The following is a 19,613-nucleotide window of genomic DNA, read 5'->3' on the forward strand; positions in this document are numbered from 1 at the left end:
AGGCGCGCAGCTTCAGCGCAGCATCGCCGACATCGCCGAACAGCAGTTCAGCATGCGCACCGCCGACTCCACTGTTTCAGCGGTGAAGCGCAGCGTCACGCCGTCGACGCGCTCGAAGCTCGGCCACTGGCAGAACAGGTCGGCCATCATCGGCGACTGGGTGCGCAGCGTGACCACCTGCGGGCCCTGGAAGACCAGCGGACGTGCATGGGTACGCGCAGCCAGTCCTTCGATCACGCCGGCGCGGATCGCCTGGCGCGACTGCGCCGGCGACAGCGACACGCCGCTGTTGAAGCCAGTCGCCTTCTTGGTCTGCACGAAGCTCGCATGCGGAAAGAGCGCCTGGTTCTCGGAGATGAACACGTCGTCGCCGCTGGCCATCACCACGGGCACGCCGTATTCGCCGGCCAGCGCGCCGTAGATTCCGGCTTCGCCCAGTTCCTGGTCGCCCAGCCGGATGCCCGCGAAGGCAAAGCCGTTGATCGTGTGCGCCAGGATGCCGCGGCCCTGCGCGCGCGAGTGGTAGCCCACCATGCACAGCGCGTCCACGCCTTCTTCGACGCCGGCCACCATGCTCAGGTAGCGCGGCTTGCCCTGCACGACGCGGGCGCGTGCATCGAGTACGTCGGGCGGCATGTTGCGAAAGCCGCCGTGCGAGTCGTTCACCAGCACCTCGGTGGCGCCGGCGTCGAAGGCGCCGGCAATCGCGGCGTTGGCCTCCTGCGCCATCAGCACGCGGGCGCGTTCGTACTCGGGGTTGCCCTGGCGCGCCTGCTCGTGGTGGTAGACGCCCGCAACGCCTTCGATGTCGGTGGAGATCAGGACTTTCATGGACGGGTGTTTCAGGCGAGAGGTGAAAGGGAAGACGCCGGCAGCAATTCGCCGAGCGCCGCGCGGTGATTGCCGTCGCGGCCCGTGACCGGCGTGGCGCGCCACAGCGCATGAAGTATGGCCTGCTCGGTGCTGTCGGCCGCGGCCTGGAACAGCCCGTCGAGCCGCGTGTCGTGCAGCATCGCCACGGCCGGCATGGGCCGGTCCGCGCGATCGGGGATCGTGTAGGCGGTCGAGAAGGCCAGCACGAGATCGCCGCTGCCGTGGCCGTAGACCGAGCCGGTGCGGGCCAGCCCCGCGCCCGCGCGCAGCGCCAGGCGGCGCAGCTGGCGCGCATCGAGCGGTGCGTCGGTGGCGACGACGATGATGATCGAGCCCTTCTCGGGCTCCGACGCTTCCTTCGCTGCCTGAAGCGCCGCGAGCCGTGCGCCCACCGCGTGCCCGGCCAGCACCAGCTGCGGCTGGCGCCCGTAGTTCGCCAGCACCAGCGTGCCCGCCGTGTGGGTCGTGCCGTCGGCCATCGCCACGCGGCGCGACGCGCTGCCGATGCCGCCCTTGAGCTGGAAGCTCGACATGCCGCGTCCCGCGCCGACCGAGCCCTGTTCGAAATCGGTCCCGGCAGCGTCGAGCGCCTGCAGGTAATCGGCCTCGGTCACGGCCAGCCGCTGGATGTCGTTGAGAAAACCGTCGTTGCACTCGAAGACCAGCGGGTTCACCGTGGGCAGCGCGCGGCCGGTCTCGGGGTTGGCCGCCGCGCAGTGGCGGATCTGCGCCGTGGCCACGGTGCCGACCGAGAAGGTGTTGGTCAGCGCGATCGGCGTTTCCAGCACGCCGAGCTCGGCCAGCTGCACCAGCCCCACGCTCTTGCCGAAGCCGTTGAGCACCACGGCCGCGGCCGGCACCTTGTCGCGGAACGGGTCGCCCGCGTGCGGGCGGATCACGGTCACGCCGGTCTGCACCGGGCCGTCGGCCAGCGTGCGGTGGCCGACCGTGACGCCCGCGACGTCGGTGATGGCGTCGCGCGGGCCCGCAGGCAGGGTGCCGATGAAGGGCAGGGAGGTCGTCGAGGCCATGAAGAGAGAAAAAGAAGAACGGGCTTACTGGCGGTCGATCTTCGGATCGAGCGCGTCGCGCAGCGCATCGCCCAGCAGGTTAAAGGCCAGCACGGTGAAGAAGATGGCCAGGCTGGGGAACAGCGCCACGTGCGGCGAGGTCACCATGTCGGCGCGGGCCTCGTTGAGCATCGCGCCCCACTCGGGCGTCGGCGGCTGCGCGCCCATGCCCAGGAACGAGAGGCTGGCCGCCGTGATGATCGAGGTGCCCACGCGCATCGAGAAGTACACGACGATCGACGAGATCGTGCCCGGCAGGATGTGGCGCACGATGATGGTCCAGTCGGACGCGCCGATGCTGCGCTCGGCCTCGATGTAGGTCTGCTGCTTGAGCACCAGCGTGTTGCCGCGCACCAGGCGCGCAAAGGCCGGGACGCTGAACACCGACACCGCCACCACCACGTTGGTCATGCTGCTGCCCAGGATGGCCACCACGCCCAGCGCCAGCAGGATGCCGGGGAAGGCGAACAGCACGTCCGAGATGCGCATCACGATGCGGTCCCACCAGCCTTCGTAGTAGCCGGCCAGCAGGCCGAAGGCCGTGCCGATGATGCCGCCCACCAGCACCGACAAAAAGCCGGCCGCCAGCGAGATGCGCGTGCCCGCCAGGATGCGGCTGAAGATGTCGCGGCCCAGCGGATCGACGCCGAACCAGTGCGTGGCCGAGGGCCCGCTGTTCAGCATGTCGTAGTCGAAGAAGTTCTCGGGATCGAAGGGCACGATCCACGGTGCGAACACCGCGATCACCACCAGCAGCAGCACGAAGACGGCCGCCACGATGCCCACGGGCTGCTTCTTGAAACGGCGCCAGCATTCGCCCCAGGGCGTGCGGACCTTGCCGGCGGTGAGCGCGACGGTCGGGACCTTGAGAGCCGGAGGCAGGTCGAACGGCGGAGTATTGGGATTCATGCCGTGCTTACTTGTAGCGAATGGTGGGGTTGATGAAGCCGTACAGCACATCGACCACGAGGTTGATCAAAATGAATTCGAGCGAGAACAGCAGCACCAGCGTCTGGATCACGGGGTAGTCGCGCATCTGCACGGCATCGACCAGCAGGCGGCCCAGGCCGGGCCAGTTGAACACCGCCTCCACAAGAATGGATCCGCCCAGCAGGAAGCCGAACTGCAGGCCCATCATCGTGACCACCGGAATCAGCGCGTTGCGCAGCGTGTGCTTGAACACCACGCTGGTTTCGTGCACGCCCTTGGCACGCGCGGTGCGCACGAAGTCTTCCTGGATCACTTCGACGAACGACGCGCGCGTGAAGCGGGCCATCACGGCGGCCACCGCCGCGCCCAGCGTGATCGAGGGCAGGATGTAGTGCTGCCAGGTCGCGGCGCCCACCGTGGGCAGCCAGCCCAGCTGCACCGAGAAGATTTGCATCAGCAGCATGCCCAATGCAAATGCGGGGAATGAGATGCCCGACACCGCCAGCGTCATGCCGATGCGGTCGGGCCATTTGTTGCGGTACACCGCCGACACGATGCCGATCCCCATGCCGAAGATCACCGCCCACACCATGCTGGTGATGGTCAGCATCACCGTCGGGAAGAAGCGCTCGGCAATCTCCGTCGACACCGGCCGCCGCGTGCGAATCGAGGTGCCGAAGTCGCCTTGCACCATGTGGGTGAAGAAGCTCACGAACTGCTGCGGCAGCGGCTTGTCCAGCCCGAGCTCCGCGCGCACCATGGCCACGGTCTGCTCGTCGGCGTCCTGGCCGGCGGCGAGGCGCGCCGGGTCGCCGGGGAGCATGTGGACGAACAGGAACACCAGCACTGCCACGATGAGCAGGGTGGGGATCAGGCCCAACAGTCGTTTGAGGAAGTAATTCAGCATGGGATACGGTTGTCGCGAACGGGCGATGGCACGGTGCCACCGCCCGCCGGACAGTCAGTCAAGAAACGAAGGAGCTGCGATCAGTTCGACACCGACATCGCGTCGATGTTGATGTTGGCGTCGGGCATCACGAACACACCCGACAGGCGCTTGGCGTGCGCCGACAGGTTCTGCTCGGTGACCAGCGGCACGCGCGGCAGGTCCTTGCGGATCTCTTCCTGCGCGGTCTTGTACAGCGCAGCCTTTTCCTTGTCGTCCACCGTCACGAGCGCCTTGGCGATCGCGGCGTCGACCACGTCGCTCTTGTAGAACGACATGTTGTTGAGCTTGGGCGCCCACGACTCGGAAGCGAACAGCGGACGCAGGCCCCAGTCGGCTTCACCGGTCGACGACGACCAGCCCGTGTAGTACATGCGGACCTTGGCCGTCTTCGGATCGGGCCAGGCATCGACCTGCTCGGTGCGCTGGCCCACTTCGAGCGCCTGCACCTGCAGCTTGATGCCCACCTGTGCGAGCTGCTGCTGCACGAACTGGATCGTCTTCTGGCTGGTCGTGTTGTTGTAGGCGCTCCACAGCACCGACTCGAAGCCGTTGGGGTAGCCGGCTTCGGTCAGCAGTTGCTTGGCCTTCTTCACGTCGTAGGGAATGGGCGCCATCTTCTCGGCGAACTTCACGCCCTGGGGCATCACGCCCTGTGCGGGGAAGGCATAGCCGCCGAAGGCCACCTTCGACAGCGCTTCCTTGTTGATGGCGTAGCCGATGGCTTCGCGCACCTTCGGGTTGTCATACGGCTTTTGCAGCATGTTGAAGGCCAGGAAGCGCGTGATGATCGAGGGCGAGGCCACCACTTCGAGCTTGTCGCTCTTCTTCAGCAGCTCGGCCTGCTCGTAGGGAATGGGGAAGGCAAAGTCGGCTTCGCCGGTCTGCAGCATCGCGGCGCGCGTGTTGTTCTCGAGCACCGGCTTCCATTGCAGGTTGTCGACCTTCGGGAAGCCCTTCTTCCAGTAGCCGTCGAACTTCTTGGCCTTGACGGCGTCGGTCTGCTTCCATTCCACGAACTCGAAGGGGCCGGTGCCCACGGGGTGGAAGGCGATGTCCTTGTTGCCCCACTTCTTCAGCGCGGTGGGCGAGATCATGGCGGCCGAGGCGTGGGCCAGCGAGTTGATGAAGGGGCCGAAGGGCTCCTTCAGCGTGATGCGCACGGTGGTCGGGTTCACGGCCTCGACCTTGCCCACGCGGTTGAACTGGTTGTAGCGCAGCAGCTTGTTGTCCTGGTTCAGCACGCGGTCGAGCGTGACCTTCACGGCTTCGGCGTTGAAGTCGGTGCCGTCGTGGAACTTGACGCCGCTGCGCAGCTTGATGGTGTAGACCAGGCCGTCCTTGGACACGTCGTAGCTCTCGGCGAGCACGTTCTGCACCTTCAGGTCCTTGTCGAACTGGAACAGGCCTTCATAGAAGGTCTTGGTCACGGCCGTGGTGATGGTCGTGTTGGTGTTGTACGGGTCCAGCGTTTCCGGCTGGTAGCCGATGGCCAGCACCACGTCTTTGGCAGCCAGTGCCGAGCCCGAGGCGGCGAGCGCGGCCAGGCCCAGCAATGCGGATGCCCAGCGCAGGGAGGAAGAAGATTGCTTCATGGAAGAACTCCAGTCGGTTCGTGGAAAAAATGCAGGGGGCCTGCGGGTGAAAAAAAAGGTTCGGACTCAGAAGGCGCCGCCGATGGCATGCCGTGCGACGAAGTGGCCCGGCGCGACCTGCACCAGCGGCGGCACGTCGGGCTCGTCGCCCACGGCGCGGATCGGGCTGGGAATCTCGCCTTCGAGCAGCGCGCGCGGCTTGTGGCGGCGCGACGGGTCGGCCACCGGCACGGCCGCCATCAGCTTGCGCGTGTAGGGGTGCTGCGGCGCCTCGAACACCGCGCGGCGCGGGCCGATCTCGACGATCTGGCCCAGGTACATCACGGCCACGCGGTGGCTGATGCGCTCGACCACGGCCATGTCGTGCGAGATGAACAGGAACGCCACGCCCAGCTCGCGCTGCAGGTCGAGCATGAGGTTGACGATCTGCGCCTGAATGGACACGTCGAGTGCAGACACCGATTCGTCGGCCACCACCACCTTCGGGTTCAGCGCGAGCGCACGGGCGATCGCGATGCGCTGGCGCTGCCCGCCCGAGAACTCGTGCGGATAGCGCTGCGCCACCTCGGGCGGCAGGCCCACCTTCTGCAGCAGCCAGTCGACGCGCTGCTGCGCCTCGGCGCCCTTGGCGATGCCGTGGATGAGCAGCGGCTCCATGATCGAGAAGCCCACCGTCACGCGCGGATCGAGCGAGGCGAAGGGGTCCTGGAAGATGAACTGGATGTTGCGGCGCAGCGCCTGCAGCTCGCGCGTGGGCAACTCGCGGATGTTCTTGCCGCCGAACTCGATCGCGCCGCTCTGGCTCTCGACCAGGCGCAGCAGCGAGCGGCCCGTGGTCGACTTGCCGCAACCCGATTCGCCGACCAGCGCCAGCGTTTCGCCGGGGTACAGGTCGAAGCTGATCTTTTCCACCGCATGCACGCGGCGCTTCACGCGGCCGAAGATGCCGCTGCGCACGTCGAAGCGCGTCACGAGGTCGCGCACGCGCAGGATCGGGCCGGCGTCTTCGCGCACGGTGGTCTGCGGCGTGGTGTTCGTGCAGGGCACGGTCTCGGTGCTGTCTTCGGTGCCGGACTCGGTACGAAGGAGCTCGAACTTGGCCGGCAGGTCGGTGCCCTGCATCGCGCCCAGCTTGGGCACGGCCGACAGCAGCGCCCGGGTGTAGGGATGCTGCGGCGCGGCGAACACGGTGTCGGAGCTGCCGGCTTCGACCTTGTCGCCGCGGTACATCACGAGCACGCGGTCGGCAATTTCGGCCACCACGCCCATGTCGTGCGTGATGAAGAGCACGCCCATGCGCATCTCTTTCTGCAGCTCGCGGATGAGCTGGAGGATCTGCGCCTGGATCGTCACGTCGAGCGCAGTGGTGGGCTCGTCGGCGATCAGCAGCTGCGGCTTGCACGACAGCGCCATCGCGATCATCACGCGCTGGCGCATGCCGCCCGAGAGCTGGTGCGGAAAGCGGTCGAGCACGTTGCGCGCTTCGGGGATGCGCACGAGTTCGAGCATGCGCAGCGCCTCGGCGCGCGCGGCCGCGTTGCTCTTGCCCTGGTGGATGCGGATGGCCTCGGCGATCTGGTCGCCGGCGGTGAACACCGGGTTCAGCGAGGTCATCGGCTCCTGGAAGATCATCGCGATGTCGGCACCGCGGATGCCGCGCATCGTGCTGTCGCGCGCCTGCGCCAGGTCGAGCACTTCGCCGTTGCGCCGGCGGAAGGCCATGCTGCCGCCGAGGATGCGGCCACCGCCGTGCTCCACCAGCCGCATCAGCGCGAGCGAGGTGACCGACTTGCCCGACCCCGATTCACCCACCACCGCGAGCGTTTCGCCGTGGTCGACGTGGAAGGACAGCTTTTTGACGGCATCGACCGTGCGCTCGGAGGTCGAGAAGCGCACGGTGAGGTCGTCGACGGCGAGGACGCGGCCGTCGGGCAGGTTCAGGGCAGGGGAGGACATGGCGGATGCGAGGGAAAAAGGGGGCAGGGCGTCAGGCGAAGATGGCCGTAACTGGCATTTCGTCGCCGCGCGCGTGGCCGCGGTACATGCCTTCGGTGTTGAAGGCCAGGCTCAGGTTGCCGTGGCGGTCGACGGCGATCAGGCCGCCGGTGCCGCCGATGGCGGGCAGCGACTCGTGCACCACGGCGTGCGTGGCCGCTTCGAGCGTGGCGCCGCCGTAGGCCATGCGCGCGCAGATGTCGTAGGCGGCCGCGACGCGGATGAACATTTCGCCGCTGCCGGTGCACGAGATGGCGGCCGTGCGGTCGTCGGCGTAGGTGCCGGAGCCGATGAGCGGCGTGTCGCCGACGCGGCCCACGCGCTTGTTGGTCATGCCGCCGGTCGAGGTGGCGGCGGCCAGGTGGCCGTGGATGTCGAGCGCCACCGCGCCGACGGTGCCGAACTTCTTGTCTTCGTCCAGCGGCGGCTTGGTCATGGCGGCGCCTTCGTGGTCGGTGACCACGCGGCCCGTGTCGCGCACGCGGTACAGCTGCTGGCGGCGCGCGTCGGTCGAGAAGAAGAAGGGCTCGACCATCTCCAGGCCGCGGTCGCGCGCGAAGGCCTCGGCGCCCGCGCCGGCCAGCAGCACGTGGGCGCCGTCCTCGAGCACGGCGCGCGCGGCGCGCACCGGGCGGCGCACGTGGCTCACGCCGGCGATGGCGCCGGCAGCGAGCGTGGCGCCGTCCATCACGGCCGCGTCGAGCTCGTGCGTTTCTTCGTGCGTGAACACCGCGCCGTAGCCGGCGTTGAAGAGCGGGCAGTCTTCGAGCATCTCGACCGCCAGGCAGGTGGCGTCGAGCGCGGACATGCCCTTGAGCAGCGCGGCCTGCGCGGCGCGCACGATGGCCTGCAGCGCATCGTGGTAGGCCTGCGCCTGCTCGGGGTTGGTCGTCGAGGCGCTGATGGTGCCGGCGCCGCCGTGGATGGCGATGACGGGCGTGACGTTCTTCATCGGGAAGCTTTCTTCTTTTTCTTGCCGGCGTCGGAAGCGACGGCGGCGGGGAGGGAGGGCATGGAGACTTCGCCGCGCGCATGGCCCTGGCCCAGCCCGCCGTGCAGCCACGGGCGCACCGCCTGCAGGATGCGGCCGGCCGACTGCGCCGCGCCGGGCGCGCGCAGGGCAACGGCGCTGGTCAGTGCCTCGATCAGCGCGAGCACGCTGGTCTCGCAGTTGGGGCGGTAGCTGGTTTCGGTCTGGCCGTACAGCACCACGTCGGCCAGCGGCGCGATGGGCGAGCTGGGCCGGTCGGTCAGCGCGAGCACCGCGCAGCCCTGGCCGCGCGCGATCTGCGCCAGCGCCACCGTGTCGGTGAGGTAGCGCGGAAAGGTGAGGCCGATGAACAGGTCCTGCGGCCCCGCATGCATCAGCGTGCGCGCCGAGTGCGTGACGCCGCTCACGCTGGAGAGCATGCGCACGTCGCTGCAGGAGCCATCGAGCCCGTGCTGCAGCAGCCCCGCGAGCCAGGCGCTGGCGCCGAAGCCGCCGATGTAGATCGAGCGTGCCTTCAGGATGCGCTGCACCGCGGCCTCGCAGGCGGCGTAGTCCAGCGACTGGCGCGTGGCTTCGATGTTGCGGCGGCTCTCGTCGAGCGCGGTGGCGAACACCTCGGCCACCGTGGTCGGGTGCTCCAGGTTGCCGCGCAGCCGCTCGACCGGCGCCACCAGCGGCTCGAAGCCGCGCACGAGCTCGGCGCGGAAGGCCGCGTAGCCGTCGAAGTCGAGCGCGCGCGCAAAACGGTTGGCCGTGGCCACCGACACGCCGGCCGCGGCGGCGAGCTCGTCGATGGGCAGCGTCGCGACCTGCAGCGGATGCCCGAGCACGAAGTCGGCCACCTGCCGGTGCGAACGCGTCAGCCGCGGCAGCGCCTGCGCAATGCGCTGGGCCACGGTGGTGCCTGGGGTGTCGACGTTGGTGCTCATGGGGCGGGCGATGCACCGGGAAGGGTGCGAGTGATGTAAATCAGTTTACAAATATATGTCAGTTATGAAAATTTTCTGTCATTCCCGAGCGATATCGCAAGTAGCGGGCCAGCCGCGAGGGGCTTTGGCGAGGGGTGGAAGGGGCGTGTTTCCCTTGTGGGGCGGCGTGTTCCGGGCCGTTGGGGCGCGGTCTTCAGGGATTTCCCTGATGCTGTCGTTTCATCCCCACGGGCGGGGGATCGGGCGCTTTGGAAACGAACGAATTAACTGCGAGGGCCGGGTTGCATGGCGACATTGACGGCCTTCAGGTCAGCCCTGAGTATCCCGAGCGGTGCGATTGGCACCGGGGAACGAGGAAGCAAAAAATGAGACAGGAATGGCTTCGCCGCGCGTGCGCGGTGATGGGTGGCTTTGTGCTGATGGCGGCCCTGTCCGCCTGCGGCGGGGGTGGCGGCGGAGGAGGCGGCGGGGGCGGTGTGCCGCTGATCCTGCCGCCGACGGGCACGGCGCCGGTGCAGCCGGCGCCTTCGGCCAATGGCCGGGTGGTGTCGGACACCGTGACGTCGAGCGTCAACAACGTGCGCTACCCGATCGAGGTGTTCATTCCTGCGGCCTACGACAGCAGCAGCGACACCGTGCCGATCATCTACGCCTTCGACGGCGACGCGACCAACGGCCTGCCCGACACGCGCTTCACCAACCTCAAGAACGTGCTGCTCAAGCGCGGCACCAAGGCCATCCTCGTGGGCATCGGGAACACCGCGCGCCGGCAGGAGGACTACAACTTTCCGGGCGCCAACGCGTACCACACCTTCCTCACGAAGGACCTGGTGCCGTTCATCGAATCGAAGTACCGCGCCGACCCGAAGAAACGCATGCTCACGGGCCTGTCGACCAGCGGCAACCTCGCGGCCACGGCGCTGTTCCTGGAGGCACCCGACAACCTCGTGTTCTCGTACTTCATTTCCATCGAGGCGGCCTTCTGGCAGCAGGAGGCCGAGAACAACGCGCTCGAAAAGAAGATGTTCGACGCACTCGCAGGCCGGCCATTGCCCGTCACGCTGATCCTGGCGCACTGCGCCAGCGGCTGCAACGAAGTGCCGGTGAAGGCGATGTACAAGCGGATGTCCGAGCGGGGCTACGTGGGACTGCAGCTGATCGACACGGAGTTCAACTCCACCCACGTGGGCACGGACGTGCTCGCGTTCGACGACGCGATCGTGCGGATCTTCAAGTAAGGCTTTGCGGCGAACCGGGCAACCCGGTTCGCGCCACATGCTCAGTTGGCGGAAGGACTCGGCGGGTAGCCGGCTTCCGTCAACGCCGCCACCAGCGAGGGGCGGTCTTCGGTGGTGTCGATGCGCACCGTTCTTTGCTTCACGTCCACTTCGAGCCTGGCCTGCGGGTCCAGGTCCTTGATGGCGCGGGTGATGCGGCCGGCGCAACTGCCGCAGGTCATCGACTGGATTTCAAACGCTTGCATGGGGTGAGTCCTTTCAAAAGAGTGACTCGCAGTCTCAAGCTTGGCATCGTGTGAAGGTCAAGCGCGTCAAACGCCCGACCCCTGGCGTGCCAAGGTCATGCGCTGTTCGCGTTTGACTCTCTCATGGTGTGAAGGTTGAGACTTCGCGCTTTGGCTCGAAGGAGAACCCCATGGAACATCCCACGGCGCCGGCTGCTGCTGCGGCGCGCTTGTCCCTTGCCGACGTGATGGCGCGCTGCGGCGCGTCCGCGCAGTTGCTGAGCGACTGCGAATCGCTCGGACTGCTCGACGACACGGCGCACGCCGGCCGCTATGACGAACGCGCCGTGTCGACACTGCGCTTCGTGCGACGCGCGCACACGCTGGGTTTCGACACACCGGAAGTCGTCGAGCTGCACGCCCTGTGGCAAGACGGGCGCCGCGCAAGCTTCGACGTGAAGCGCGTCGCGCTCGAACGTGCCGACGACCTCGCCCAGCGCATCGAGGAGCTCGCGCACATGAAGCGCCTGCTGGAGCGCCTGGCGCATTGCTGCGAGGGTGACGAGCGCTCCGAGTGCCCCATCCTCGATGAGCTGGCCGGGCTCGAGGGGTTCGCCGGCTGTGCAGCGCGTCGCGGGGCGTGAGCCGTTTGAAGTCAGTCACGAATCAGAATTCACGACCATCATTCTTGCCAGCACATCCGTTGAATGGCCTCGAAGCCTTGCGCTTTCCGGCCTGAGTTCGCCGAACTCACATTCACCTTCCGTTTCAACCCGAGCTGGAGCACATCATGGGAATTCTGAACACACTGGAAGAAGTCGCTGGCGCCGTCGTGGCCGTCGAGGGCCTGGAAAAGGTCGATCCGAATGCGTCGTTCCTCGGCAAGGCCGCTGCCGCTGTGGCGGGCTACAAGGGCGTCGAGCTCGTCAAGGAGAAGCTCGAGGAAAAGAGCGAAGGCGAAGGCGCCAGCCCGGATCAGGCGGCCTGAGATCGGCGCCGTCGTTCAGGGCCTTCAGCCCGGAATGTTCGGTTCGACCAGCTGGGCCAGCGCGACCAGCGACTCCTGCCAGCCCAGGTAGCACATCTCGACAGGAATCACTTCGGGGATGCCTTCCTGCACGATGGACACTTCTGTGCCGCACGAGACCGCCGTCAACGTCACGGTGGTCTTCATCGTGCCCGGCAGGTTGGCGTCGTCGAAGCTCGCGTCGTAGGCAATGCGTTGGCCGGGCACGAGTTCCAGGTACTTGCCGCCGAACGAGTGGCCGTGGCCGGTGCCGAAATTGGTGAAGGACATGCGCCATGCGCCGCCCACCACAGGCTCCATGCTGTGGACCTTGCCGGTGAAGCCGAAGGGCGGCAGCCAGCGCTCGAAGGCGCCGGGCTCCACGAAGGCGCGGTAGAGCTTGTCGGGGGATGTGCGCAGCACGCGGTGCAGGCGAACGGTGTGGGTGGCCATGGTTGCTTTCTCCTGATGAGGTACAGAGGACGACCCTCTATGCTGACGTCGGATGAGCCCGCCGCGATTCGACAGGGGGCAGGATCAGGACAAACCCTGAGCCCGCACCCCAGGCTTCAATCGATGAATCGCGCCACGATGTCCTGGAACGACGGCAAGTCCATCGGCGTGTGCCCGCCTTCGTAGCCCTTCAGGCTCAGCTGCAGACCCTTGTAGTTGCGTGCGGCGATCTGGTCGCGCAGCGCGGTGATCTCCGGGCCGCCGACGTTGCCGATGGCATAGCCCAGCAGCAGGGTCACGGGAATGTCGCGCGTGCTGCTGTTGGCGTACATCTGGCTTTCGAGCGGATCGAGCTGGCCGCGCGCGCCGGCGGCGGGCGGGTCGGACGCGAAGAAATTCTGGAAGGTGAACGTGCCCGCCGCGCCTTCGGTGAAGAAGGCGATGAGCGTGAAGACGCCGCCGTTCGACAGGCCGGAGAGCATGCGCCTGGCCGGGTTGGCACGGTAGTTCGATTCGACGTGCGGCACCAGCTGGCCGGTGAGGAAGTTGTGGTACGCCTTGGCGCCCGGCATCAGGTAGTCGGTGTTGCGGCGCGAGGTGCCGCCGATGCCGACCACGATGGCTTTCTTGCCGGCCTTCTCGAGGATGTCGGTGAAGTTCTGGAAGCGCGTCACGCTCAGGTTGTAGACGGCGTCGCCATCGGTGATGTAGACCGTGGGGTAGCTCGCCGTGGCGCCGTCGTAGCCGGCCGGCAGGTAGACCTGGATCGGGTAGGTCGCGTCCGTGGCGGTCGACTTCATCGAGCTGCTGACCACCCGGCCGCGCCCGGTGTCCGCGGGCGGTGGTGTCGGCGTGCCGCCGGCCGGTGGCAGCGGCAGCATCGCCACACCGCCTCCGCCGCCCCCACCACCCCCTCCGCCGCCGCAACCTGACAACCCCAGCAGCAGGGCGCAGCCCGCTGTGAACATGAGCCGGCGAAGAATCCCTCTTGTCTGCATGTGGTGTTCCTTGTTGTGATGACCGTGGTGGCGGAAGCCGGGGCGATCTTAGGGGCGATGGGGTGTGGCTGTCGCGGCCGTTTTCTGCATGAACACACTCAACGGATCGTCCGGGTAGTCGCCGAAGCGCTCGCGCCGCGCATACCCCGCACGCGCATAGAAGGCCAGCGCCTCGGGCTGGCTCACGCCCGTCTCCAGCCGGAACATCGCGCATCCGCGTGCCGCCGCTTCGGCTTCGAGAAAGCCCAGCACCTTGGCCGCGACGCCTTGCCCGCGGTTCTGCGGGCGCACGTACATGCGCTTGAGTTCGCCATAGCCGGGGTTCATGACGACAGCGCCGCAGCCGATGGCCGTGCCGGCCGCGTCGCGCGCGACGGCGAACAGCACATGGGCCGCCGACAGCGCGGCGATGTCGATGCCGTAGTGGCTCTCGGGCGGGTACAGCGGCTTCTGGTACGCATCGAGGTCGTCGATGAGCTGGACGACGTCGGGCTGATTCGGGTTTTCGATCGAGATCTGCATCGTTCGATCGTAGCGAGCCGAAGCGCCGCAAAGCCCGACGCGCGACGGGGTTCTGCGCGGCGGCCAACAATGGCCGCGTCATTCATCTGGTTCGTCAGTTCATTGATTGAAGGAGTAGAACTTTGGAATACCGTCATCTGGGCAAATCAGGCCTCAAGGTCCCCGTGCTGAGCTTCGGCACCGGCACCTTCGGTGGCAAGGGCGAGTTTTTCAGCGCATGGGGCAGCACCGACGTGGCCGAGGCGCGCACGCTCATCGACATCTGCATGGACGCCGGCGTGAACATGTTCGACAGCGCCGACATCTACTCGGGCGGTGCCGCCGAATCGGTGCTGGGCGAGGCGATCAAGGGCCGGCCCCGCGACCGGCTGCTGATCTCGACCAAGGCCACCTTCCGCAGCGGCGAGGGCCCGAACGATGTGGGCTCGTCGCGCCATCACCTCGTGCAAGCGGTCGACGCGTCGTTGAAGCGGCTGGGCACCGACTACATCGACCTGTTCCAGCTGCACGGCTTCGATGCCAGCACGCCGGTCGAAGAAACGCTGTCCACGCTCGACGACCTCGTGCGCGCGGGCAAGCTGCGCTATGTGGGCACATCGAACTTCTCGGGCTGGCACCTGATGAAGTCTTTGGCAGTGTCCGAGCAGCGCGGCTATGCGCGCTACGTGGCGCACCAGGCCTACTACTCGCTGGTCGGGCGCGAGTACGAGTGGGAGCTGATGCCGCTGGCGCAAGACCAGGGCGTGGGCGCGGTGGTCTGGAGCCCGCTGGGCTGGGGCCGGCTCACGGGCAAGATCCGCCGCGGCCAGCCGCTGCCGGCCAACAGCCGCCTGCACGTGACGGCCGACATGGGCCCGCCCGTGCCCGACGAGCTGCTGTACCGCGTGGTCGAGGCGCTCGAAAAAGTCGGCGCCGAGGTCGGCAAGACGGTGCCGCAGGTCGCGCTCAACTGGCTGCTGCAGCGTCCGACGGTGTCCAGCGTGGTGGTCGGCGCGCGCGACGAGGCGCAACTGCGCCAGAACCTCGGCGCGGTGGGCTGGAACCTCACGCCGGCGCAGGTGGCCGAGCTCGATGCGGCCAGCGCGACCACGCGCACCTACCCGTACTGGCACCAGCAGGGCTTCAAGGAACGCAACCCGAACCCTGTCTGACCGGGTTCAGTCGGGTGTCAGCCCCAGCACCCACTGCTTGAACTGCTCCAGCGCCCCGGAGGCCGGCCGGCCTTCGGGGTATGCGAAGTAGTAGCCCTGATGCACGTCCAGGTGCCGGTCCACCGGAATCACGAGTTCACCGGTGCGCAGCTCCTGCTCGACCAGGATGCGCGGCGCCAGCCCCACACCCATGCCCGCCGCCGCGGCGGCCACCACCATGGTGAACAGCTCGTAGCGCGGCCCGCGCGAGGCATGCACCGTGTACTCCCATTCCTGCTGCGCGTACCAGTCGCGCCACGCATGGGCGCGCGTGCTCAGGTGCACGTGGCGGCAGCGCTCGAAGCCGGCTTCGTCCCACCGGGCCTGCGCGTCGCGGAACGCGGGGCTGCAGATGGGCACCATCTCGCCTTCGGAAAAGATCAGCCCGCCGCGTGTGTTCGGCCAGAACTGGTCGCCGAAGTAGATCGCCGCGTCGTACGCGTTTTCCTGGAACGAGAAGGGCTGCGAGCGCGCCGACAGGTTCACCGTGATGTTCGGGTGCAGTCGGCTGAAATCGGGCAGCCGCGGAATGAGCCATTGCGTGGCGAAGGTCGGCACCACGGCCAGTTCGAGCACGAAGCCCATCTCGTGGCCGGCGCTGATCTCCAGCGTGTCGCGGCGGATCTGGTCGAGGTGGCGGCGGATGCGCGCGGCGTACTCGCGGCCCACGTCGGTGAGCGTGAGCCGCTTGCGCACGCGGGAGAACAGCGGCACGCCCAGGCGCTGCTCCAGCATCGCCACCTGGCGCCCGACCGCGCTTTGCGTGAGCGCCAGCTCGGTCGCCGCGCGGGTGAAGCTCCCCAGGCGCGCCGAGGCCTCGAAGGCCTGCAGCGCGCCGAGGTTGGGAATGTCTTTTCTCATCGCGCTATTCTGGCGGGAGCGTGCGCGGCCCGGGCAACGGCCCGGGCCCGGACACCGAAGACACGGAAAGGCATCACATGCGGCGTGTGGCGATCATCGGCGGCGGGGCCATCGGCTCGGCCATCGCGTACTTCCTGGGCGCCGACCCGGCGGGTGAGGCCTTCGACATCACGGTGGTGGAGCGCGACTTCTCGTACCGGCAGGCCTCGTCGGCGCTGTCGGCCAGCTCGATACGGCAGCAGTTTTCCACCGCCATCAACATCGAGATGTCGCTCTACGGCATCGAGTTTTTCCGCGCGCTGGGCGAGACCCTGCGCGTGGGCGACGACGTGCCGGACATCGGACTGGTCGAGCCCGGCTACCTGTACCTGGCCTCGGCGGCCGGTGTCGACGTGCTGCGCGAGAACCACGCGACGCAGAAGGCGCATGCGGTGGACGTGGCGCTGTTGACGCCCGATGAACTGAAGGCGCGCTTCCCGTGGCTCTCGACCGAGGGCATCGCGCTGGCATCGCTCGGCCTGTCGGGCGAGGGCTGGTACGACGGCTACAGCCTGCTGCAGGCCTTTCGCAAGAAGGCGGTGTCGCAAGGCGTGCGCTATGTGCAGGCGCAGGCGACGGGCCTGCAGCGCGAGGGCCGCCGCATCACCGGCGTGCAGATCGACGGCGGGGACACGCTGCATGCCGACATCGTCGTGAACGCGGCGGGCGCTTGGGCGGCGCCGGTCGCGCAGTGGGCGGGCATCGCGCTGCCCGTGCACGGGCGACGGCGCAGCGTGTTCAGCTTTTCATGCCCGAGCGCCTTGCCGGGTTGCCCGCTGGTGATCGACACCTCCGGCATCTGGCTGAGGCCCGAAGGCCGCCAGTTCATCTGCGGCTTTGCGCCGCCCGAAGACCGGGACCCCGACGACGCACCGCTCGAAGTCGACCACGAGGCCTTCGAGAATTTCATCTGGCCGGCGCTGGCCGAACGCATCCCGGCCTTCGAAGCCGTCCGCATGACCGGCGCCTGGGCCGGCTACTACGAGATGAACGTGTTCGACCACAACGCGATCCTCGGTCTGCATCCGGACTGCGACAACCTGTACTTCGCGAACGGCTTTTCGGGCCACGGGCTGCAGCAGTGCCCGGCGGCGGGGCGTGGCATCGCGGAGCTGATCCGCTTCGGCGGCTACCGCAGCCTCGACCTGTCGCCGCTGTCGTTCGCGCGCATCCTCGAGAACCGACCGTTGATCGAGAAGAACATCATCTAGGGTTGCTGCTCCGTCGGCTTGATGTCCCCCACGGGCGACAGCAGCGCCGGGTCGAAGGCGGCGAGCGCGCGACCTTCCTTCAGGCGTCGCGGCCAGTCGGGGTTCGACAGCGCGCCGCGTCCCAGCGCCACGAAGTCGGCGCCATCTGCGAGCGCCGCCTCGGCGCGCCCCGGGTCGTGCAGGCTGCCGTTGGCGACGATCGCAAGGCCGGGCGCGTGGCGGCGCGCGAGCTGCAGCAGGCTCGGCCCTGCGTCGCCGAAGGCCGGTCGCCAGGCCTCGAACTCGGTGACGTGCAGGTAGTCGATGCCGCTGTGCGCCAAAGCCCCGAACACCGTCGATGCGCCGGCTTCAGCCTCCGGCCACTTGTGGCCGAAGTCGTTGACCTTGCCTTGCGAGATGCGCGCACCGACCGGTGCCGAGGCGCCCAGCATCTGCCGCACGGCGCGCGCCACCTCGGCCGTGAGCTGCACGCGCTGCGCGAGGGCACCGCCCCAGCGGTCGGTGCGCGTGTTGGTGTGGCCGTTCAGGAACTGGTCGAGCAGGTAGCCGTTCGCGCCGTGGATCTCCACGCCGTCGAAGCCCGCCACTTCCATGGCCAGCAGCGCCGCCCGGGCGAAGCCGCGAATCGCCTCGGCGATGTCGGCATCGGTCATCGCGCGGGGCACCGGGTACTCGCCTTCGCCACGGTAGGCCGTCATCTGCGTGCCCAGCGGACGAACGGCCGATGGCCCCGCCGTGTGGTCGCGAAAGCGGTTGAACTGCGACAGCGCGCCCGCATGCATGAGCTGCGCGATGGCGCGCCCGCCCGCGCCCTGGATCGCCTTCACCACCGGGCGCCACGCACGGGCCTGTTCGCCATCGCTCAGGCCGGGCTGGCGGGCATAGCCTTGCGCGTATGCCGTGTCGGTGTAGATGCCTTCGGTGATGACGAGCCCGAAGCCGCCCCGCGCAAAGCGCTCGTAGTAGCGGGCCATGGTGCCGTTGGCGTGGCCCTCGGGCGAGGCGCTGACGCGCGTCATCGGCGCCACGGCGAGCCGGTTGGGCAGCTGCAGGCCGTGCAGCTTCGCCGGCGCGAGCAGCGGCGTGCTCATCGGGCGTCTCCGGGCGCGACGGCGATGGCCTCGATCTCGATCATCGCGTCGGGCGAGTACAGGCCCGAGACCTCCACGATGGTGTCGGCCGGGTAGGGCGCCGAGAACCACTGACGGCGCAGTTCGACGATCTTCGGAAAGTGCTTCATCGAGGTCAGGAAGATCGTCACCTTGACCACGTTGCCCAGGCCCGTGCCGGCGGCCCGCAGCACGCGGTCGAGGTTCTTGAAGGCCTGCTCGGCCTGGCGGTCGAAGTCGCCCTTGCCGACGATCTCGCCGTCGTCGCCGATCGCGGCCTGGCCGGACACGAAGACCAGGTTGCCGAGCTGGATGGCCTGCGACAGCAGGAAGGGCGCGTAGGGGTCAGGTTGCGTGTGGATTTGCTTGGGTTGCAGTTGCATGACAGGTGCCTTTGATGGTGAATTTCAGATCAGCCGTGGAAGTGGTTTCTTCCCGCGACCCTTGAAATTTAGGGAAGAAGAGGGCGCCCGACAAAGGCTGATTTTTCAGCCGATGGATGAGTTGAGCTAATCTGTCTGCATGCGAAGACTTCCTCCCCTGGGCGCATTGCGTGTGTTCGAGGCCGCGGCCCGCCGGCTGAGCTTCAAGGCCGCTGCCGACGAACTGCACGTCACGCCCACCGCCGTCAGCCACCAGATCAAGCAGCTCGAGGAAACACTCGAAGTGCGCCTGTTCGAACGCGGCACGCGGCAGGTGCACCTGACGGCGGCCGGCCACCAGCTGTTTCCCGCGCTGCGCGACGGCTTCGACAGCTTCGAGCGCGCCGTCGACGGCGTGCGCCGCCTGAAGGGCACGCGCATCGCCACGCTGTCGTCCACGGTCGGGTTCATGGCCCGGCGGCTGGCGCCGCGCGCGGGCACCTTCCGCGACCTGCATCCCGAATGGACGCTGCGGCTGGACGCCACCAACCAGGTCGTCGACCTCGACACCGAGGCCGATGCGGCGATCCGCTACGGCAACGGCCGCTACGCCGACCTGGTCGTGGAGCCGCTGTTCCAGGACCACTACGCGCCGGTCTGCAGCCCCGCGCTGGCTGTCGCGGCGCGGCAGGACCTGAAGGCCGTCTCGCTGATCCATTTCGAATGGGGCCGCGCGGGGCGCGACGAAACGCTGGCGCCCGTGTGGCGCACCTGGCTCGCGCGCGCGGGCCGCACCGATGTCGATGCGCAGGCCGGCCTGTCGTTCACCGAAGAGATCCACGCGGTGCAGGCCACGGTCGCGGGGCAGGGCGTCGGCCTGCTGAGCCTGGCGCTGGTGGCCGACGAGCTGGCGTCGGGCCTGCTGGTGCAGCCCCTCGAGTTGTCGGTGGAGAGCTACCGCTACGACCTGGTCTACAGCCCGCGCGCCGCCAGCCGGCCCGCGACGGCCGTGCTGCGCGACTGGGTGCACCGCGAGTTCGGCGGCGCCGAAAAGAAGGCATAGTGGCAGGC

21 protein-coding genes are annotated in these 19,613 nt (G+C 68.0%); 6 read left to right on the forward strand and 15 right to left on the reverse strand.

The genetic code is table 11. The features are described from left to right. Window positions 1-12: 12 nt before the first annotated feature. The 8 genes from AC07Q9_RS07655 to AC07Q9_RS07690 form a co-directional block, all read right to left on the reverse strand. Entirely contained in the window at window positions 13-831 is an 819-nt protein-coding gene (locus AC07Q9_RS07655; RefSeq protein ID WP_495308542.1) for a M55 family metallopeptidase, read from the reverse strand. A gap of 11 nt (window positions 832-842) precedes the next feature. Next, window positions 843-1,904, reverse strand: coding sequence for a DmpA family aminopeptidase (locus AC07Q9_RS07660; RefSeq protein ID WP_495308544.1), 1,062 nt, complete (start codon window positions 1,902-1,904; stop codon window positions 843-845). A 24-nt stretch (window positions 1,905-1,928) separates the two neighbouring features. After that, window positions 1,929-2,852, reverse strand: coding sequence for a glutathione ABC transporter permease GsiD (gene gsiD / locus AC07Q9_RS07665; RefSeq protein WP_495308546.1), 924 nt, complete (start codon window positions 2,850-2,852; stop codon window positions 1,929-1,931). A gap of 7 nt (window positions 2,853-2,859) precedes the next feature. After that, entirely contained in the window at window positions 2,860-3,780 is a 921-nt protein-coding gene (gene gsiC / locus AC07Q9_RS07670; protein WP_369646882.1) for a glutathione ABC transporter permease GsiC, read from the reverse strand. An 80-nt stretch (window positions 3,781-3,860) separates the two neighbouring features. Beyond that, on the reverse strand, window positions 3,861-5,414 hold the full coding sequence (gene gsiB / locus AC07Q9_RS07675; protein WP_095950157.1) for a glutathione ABC transporter substrate-binding protein GsiB: 1,554 nt from the start codon (window positions 5,412-5,414) through the stop codon (window positions 3,861-3,863). A gap of 66 nt (window positions 5,415-5,480) precedes the next feature. Continuing rightward, entirely contained in the window at window positions 5,481-7,370 is a 1,890-nt protein-coding gene (locus tag AC07Q9_RS07680; protein ID WP_495308549.1) for a dipeptide ABC transporter ATP-binding protein, read from the reverse strand. Between the two features lie 31 nt (window positions 7,371-7,401). Further along, entirely contained in the window at window positions 7,402-8,361 is a 960-nt protein-coding gene (locus tag AC07Q9_RS07685) for an isoaspartyl peptidase/L-asparaginase family protein (RefSeq protein ID WP_495308551.1), read from the reverse strand. After that, complete coding sequence (locus AC07Q9_RS07690) at window positions 8,358-9,329, reverse strand: MurR/RpiR family transcriptional regulator (protein WP_062472523.1); 972 nt, start codon at window positions 9,327-9,329, stop codon at window positions 8,358-8,360. The genes AC07Q9_RS07685 and AC07Q9_RS07690 overlap by 4 nt, the downstream gene beginning before the upstream one ends. A 365-nt stretch (window positions 9,330-9,694) precedes the next feature. Here AC07Q9_RS07690 and AC07Q9_RS07695 point away from each other — a divergent pair, with 365 nt between their 5' ends. Then, window positions 9,695-10,567, forward strand: a complete 873-nt coding sequence (locus tag AC07Q9_RS07695; RefSeq protein WP_495308553.1) for an alpha/beta hydrolase — start codon at window positions 9,695-9,697, stop codon at window positions 10,565-10,567. A 41-nt stretch (window positions 10,568-10,608) separates the two neighbouring features. On the opposite strand, the gene AC07Q9_RS07700 is transcribed toward AC07Q9_RS07695, so the two are convergent. Next, window positions 10,609-10,812 (reverse strand): heavy-metal-associated domain-containing protein, encoded by a 204-nt coding sequence (locus tag AC07Q9_RS07700; RefSeq protein ID WP_062472532.1) that lies wholly within the window; start codon window positions 10,810-10,812, stop codon window positions 10,609-10,611. Between the two features lie 170 nt (window positions 10,813-10,982). Between AC07Q9_RS07700 and AC07Q9_RS07705 the strand changes: the two genes are divergently transcribed. Further along, window positions 10,983-11,435, forward strand: a complete 453-nt coding sequence (locus tag AC07Q9_RS07705) for a MerR family DNA-binding protein (protein ID WP_495308555.1) — start codon at window positions 10,983-10,985, stop codon at window positions 11,433-11,435. 146 nt (window positions 11,436-11,581) lie between these two features. After that, the gene (locus AC07Q9_RS07710) at window positions 11,582-11,779 is read left to right on the forward strand and encodes a hypothetical protein (protein ID WP_495308557.1); all 198 of its coding nucleotides are present in this window, start codon (window positions 11,582-11,584) and stop codon (window positions 11,777-11,779) included. A gap of 24 nt (window positions 11,780-11,803) precedes the next feature. On the opposite strand, the gene AC07Q9_RS07715 is transcribed toward AC07Q9_RS07710, so the two are convergent. The 3 genes from AC07Q9_RS07715 to AC07Q9_RS07725 all read right to left on the reverse strand — a co-directional run bounded on the left by AC07Q9_RS07715 (window position 11,804) and on the right by AC07Q9_RS07725 (window position 13,770). Next, on the reverse strand, window positions 11,804-12,250 hold the full coding sequence (locus tag AC07Q9_RS07715; RefSeq protein ID WP_495308559.1) for an SRPBCC family protein: 447 nt from the start codon (window positions 12,248-12,250) through the stop codon (window positions 11,804-11,806). Between the two features lie 116 nt (window positions 12,251-12,366). Continuing rightward, entirely contained in the window at window positions 12,367-13,248 is an 882-nt protein-coding gene (locus AC07Q9_RS07720) for an alpha/beta hydrolase (protein ID WP_495308561.1), read from the reverse strand. Between the two features lie 48 nt (window positions 13,249-13,296). Beyond that, window positions 13,297-13,770, reverse strand: a complete 474-nt coding sequence (locus AC07Q9_RS07725; RefSeq protein ID WP_495308563.1) for a GNAT family N-acetyltransferase — start codon at window positions 13,768-13,770, stop codon at window positions 13,297-13,299. 122 nt (window positions 13,771-13,892) lie between these two features. Between AC07Q9_RS07725 and AC07Q9_RS07730 the strand changes: the two genes are divergently transcribed. Beyond that, window positions 13,893-14,921, forward strand: a complete 1,029-nt coding sequence (locus AC07Q9_RS07730; RefSeq protein ID WP_495308566.1) for an aldo/keto reductase — start codon at window positions 13,893-13,895, stop codon at window positions 14,919-14,921. Between the two features lie 6 nt (window positions 14,922-14,927). Here AC07Q9_RS07730 and AC07Q9_RS07735 read toward each other — a convergent pair whose 3' ends face one another. Beyond that, entirely contained in the window at window positions 14,928-15,821 is an 894-nt protein-coding gene (locus AC07Q9_RS07735; RefSeq protein WP_070060857.1) for a LysR substrate-binding domain-containing protein, read from the reverse strand. A 77-nt stretch (window positions 15,822-15,898) separates the two neighbouring features. On the opposite strand from AC07Q9_RS07735, the gene AC07Q9_RS07740 reads away from it, so the two are divergent. Beyond that, on the forward strand, window positions 15,899-17,071 hold the full coding sequence (locus tag AC07Q9_RS07740; protein WP_495308568.1) for an NAD(P)/FAD-dependent oxidoreductase: 1,173 nt from the start codon (window positions 15,899-15,901) through the stop codon (window positions 17,069-17,071). Here the strand turns inward: AC07Q9_RS07740 and AC07Q9_RS07745 are convergent. Beyond that, window positions 17,068-18,162 carry an oxidoreductase gene (locus tag AC07Q9_RS07745; protein WP_495308570.1) on the reverse strand — a complete coding sequence of 365 codons (1,095 nt, stop codon included), beginning with the start codon at window positions 18,160-18,162 and terminating at the stop codon, window positions 17,068-17,070. The two genes, AC07Q9_RS07740 and AC07Q9_RS07745, sit on opposite strands and share 4 nt — an antisense overlap. Then, the gene (locus tag AC07Q9_RS07750) at window positions 18,159-18,563 is read right to left on the reverse strand and encodes a RidA family protein (RefSeq protein ID WP_495308571.1); all 405 of its coding nucleotides are present in this window, start codon (window positions 18,561-18,563) and stop codon (window positions 18,159-18,161) included. Before AC07Q9_RS07750 ends, AC07Q9_RS07745 begins: the two co-directional genes overlap by 4 nt. Before the next feature lie 139 nt (window positions 18,564-18,702). On the opposite strand from AC07Q9_RS07750, the gene AC07Q9_RS07755 reads away from it, so the two are divergent. Beyond that, window positions 18,703-19,605, forward strand: a complete 903-nt coding sequence (locus AC07Q9_RS07755) for a LysR substrate-binding domain-containing protein (RefSeq protein ID WP_495308573.1) — start codon at window positions 18,703-18,705, stop codon at window positions 19,603-19,605. Window positions 19,606-19,613 lie beyond the last annotated feature (8 nt).

It is taken from the genome of Variovorax sp. GW821-FHT09A10 (assembly GCF_059418385.1).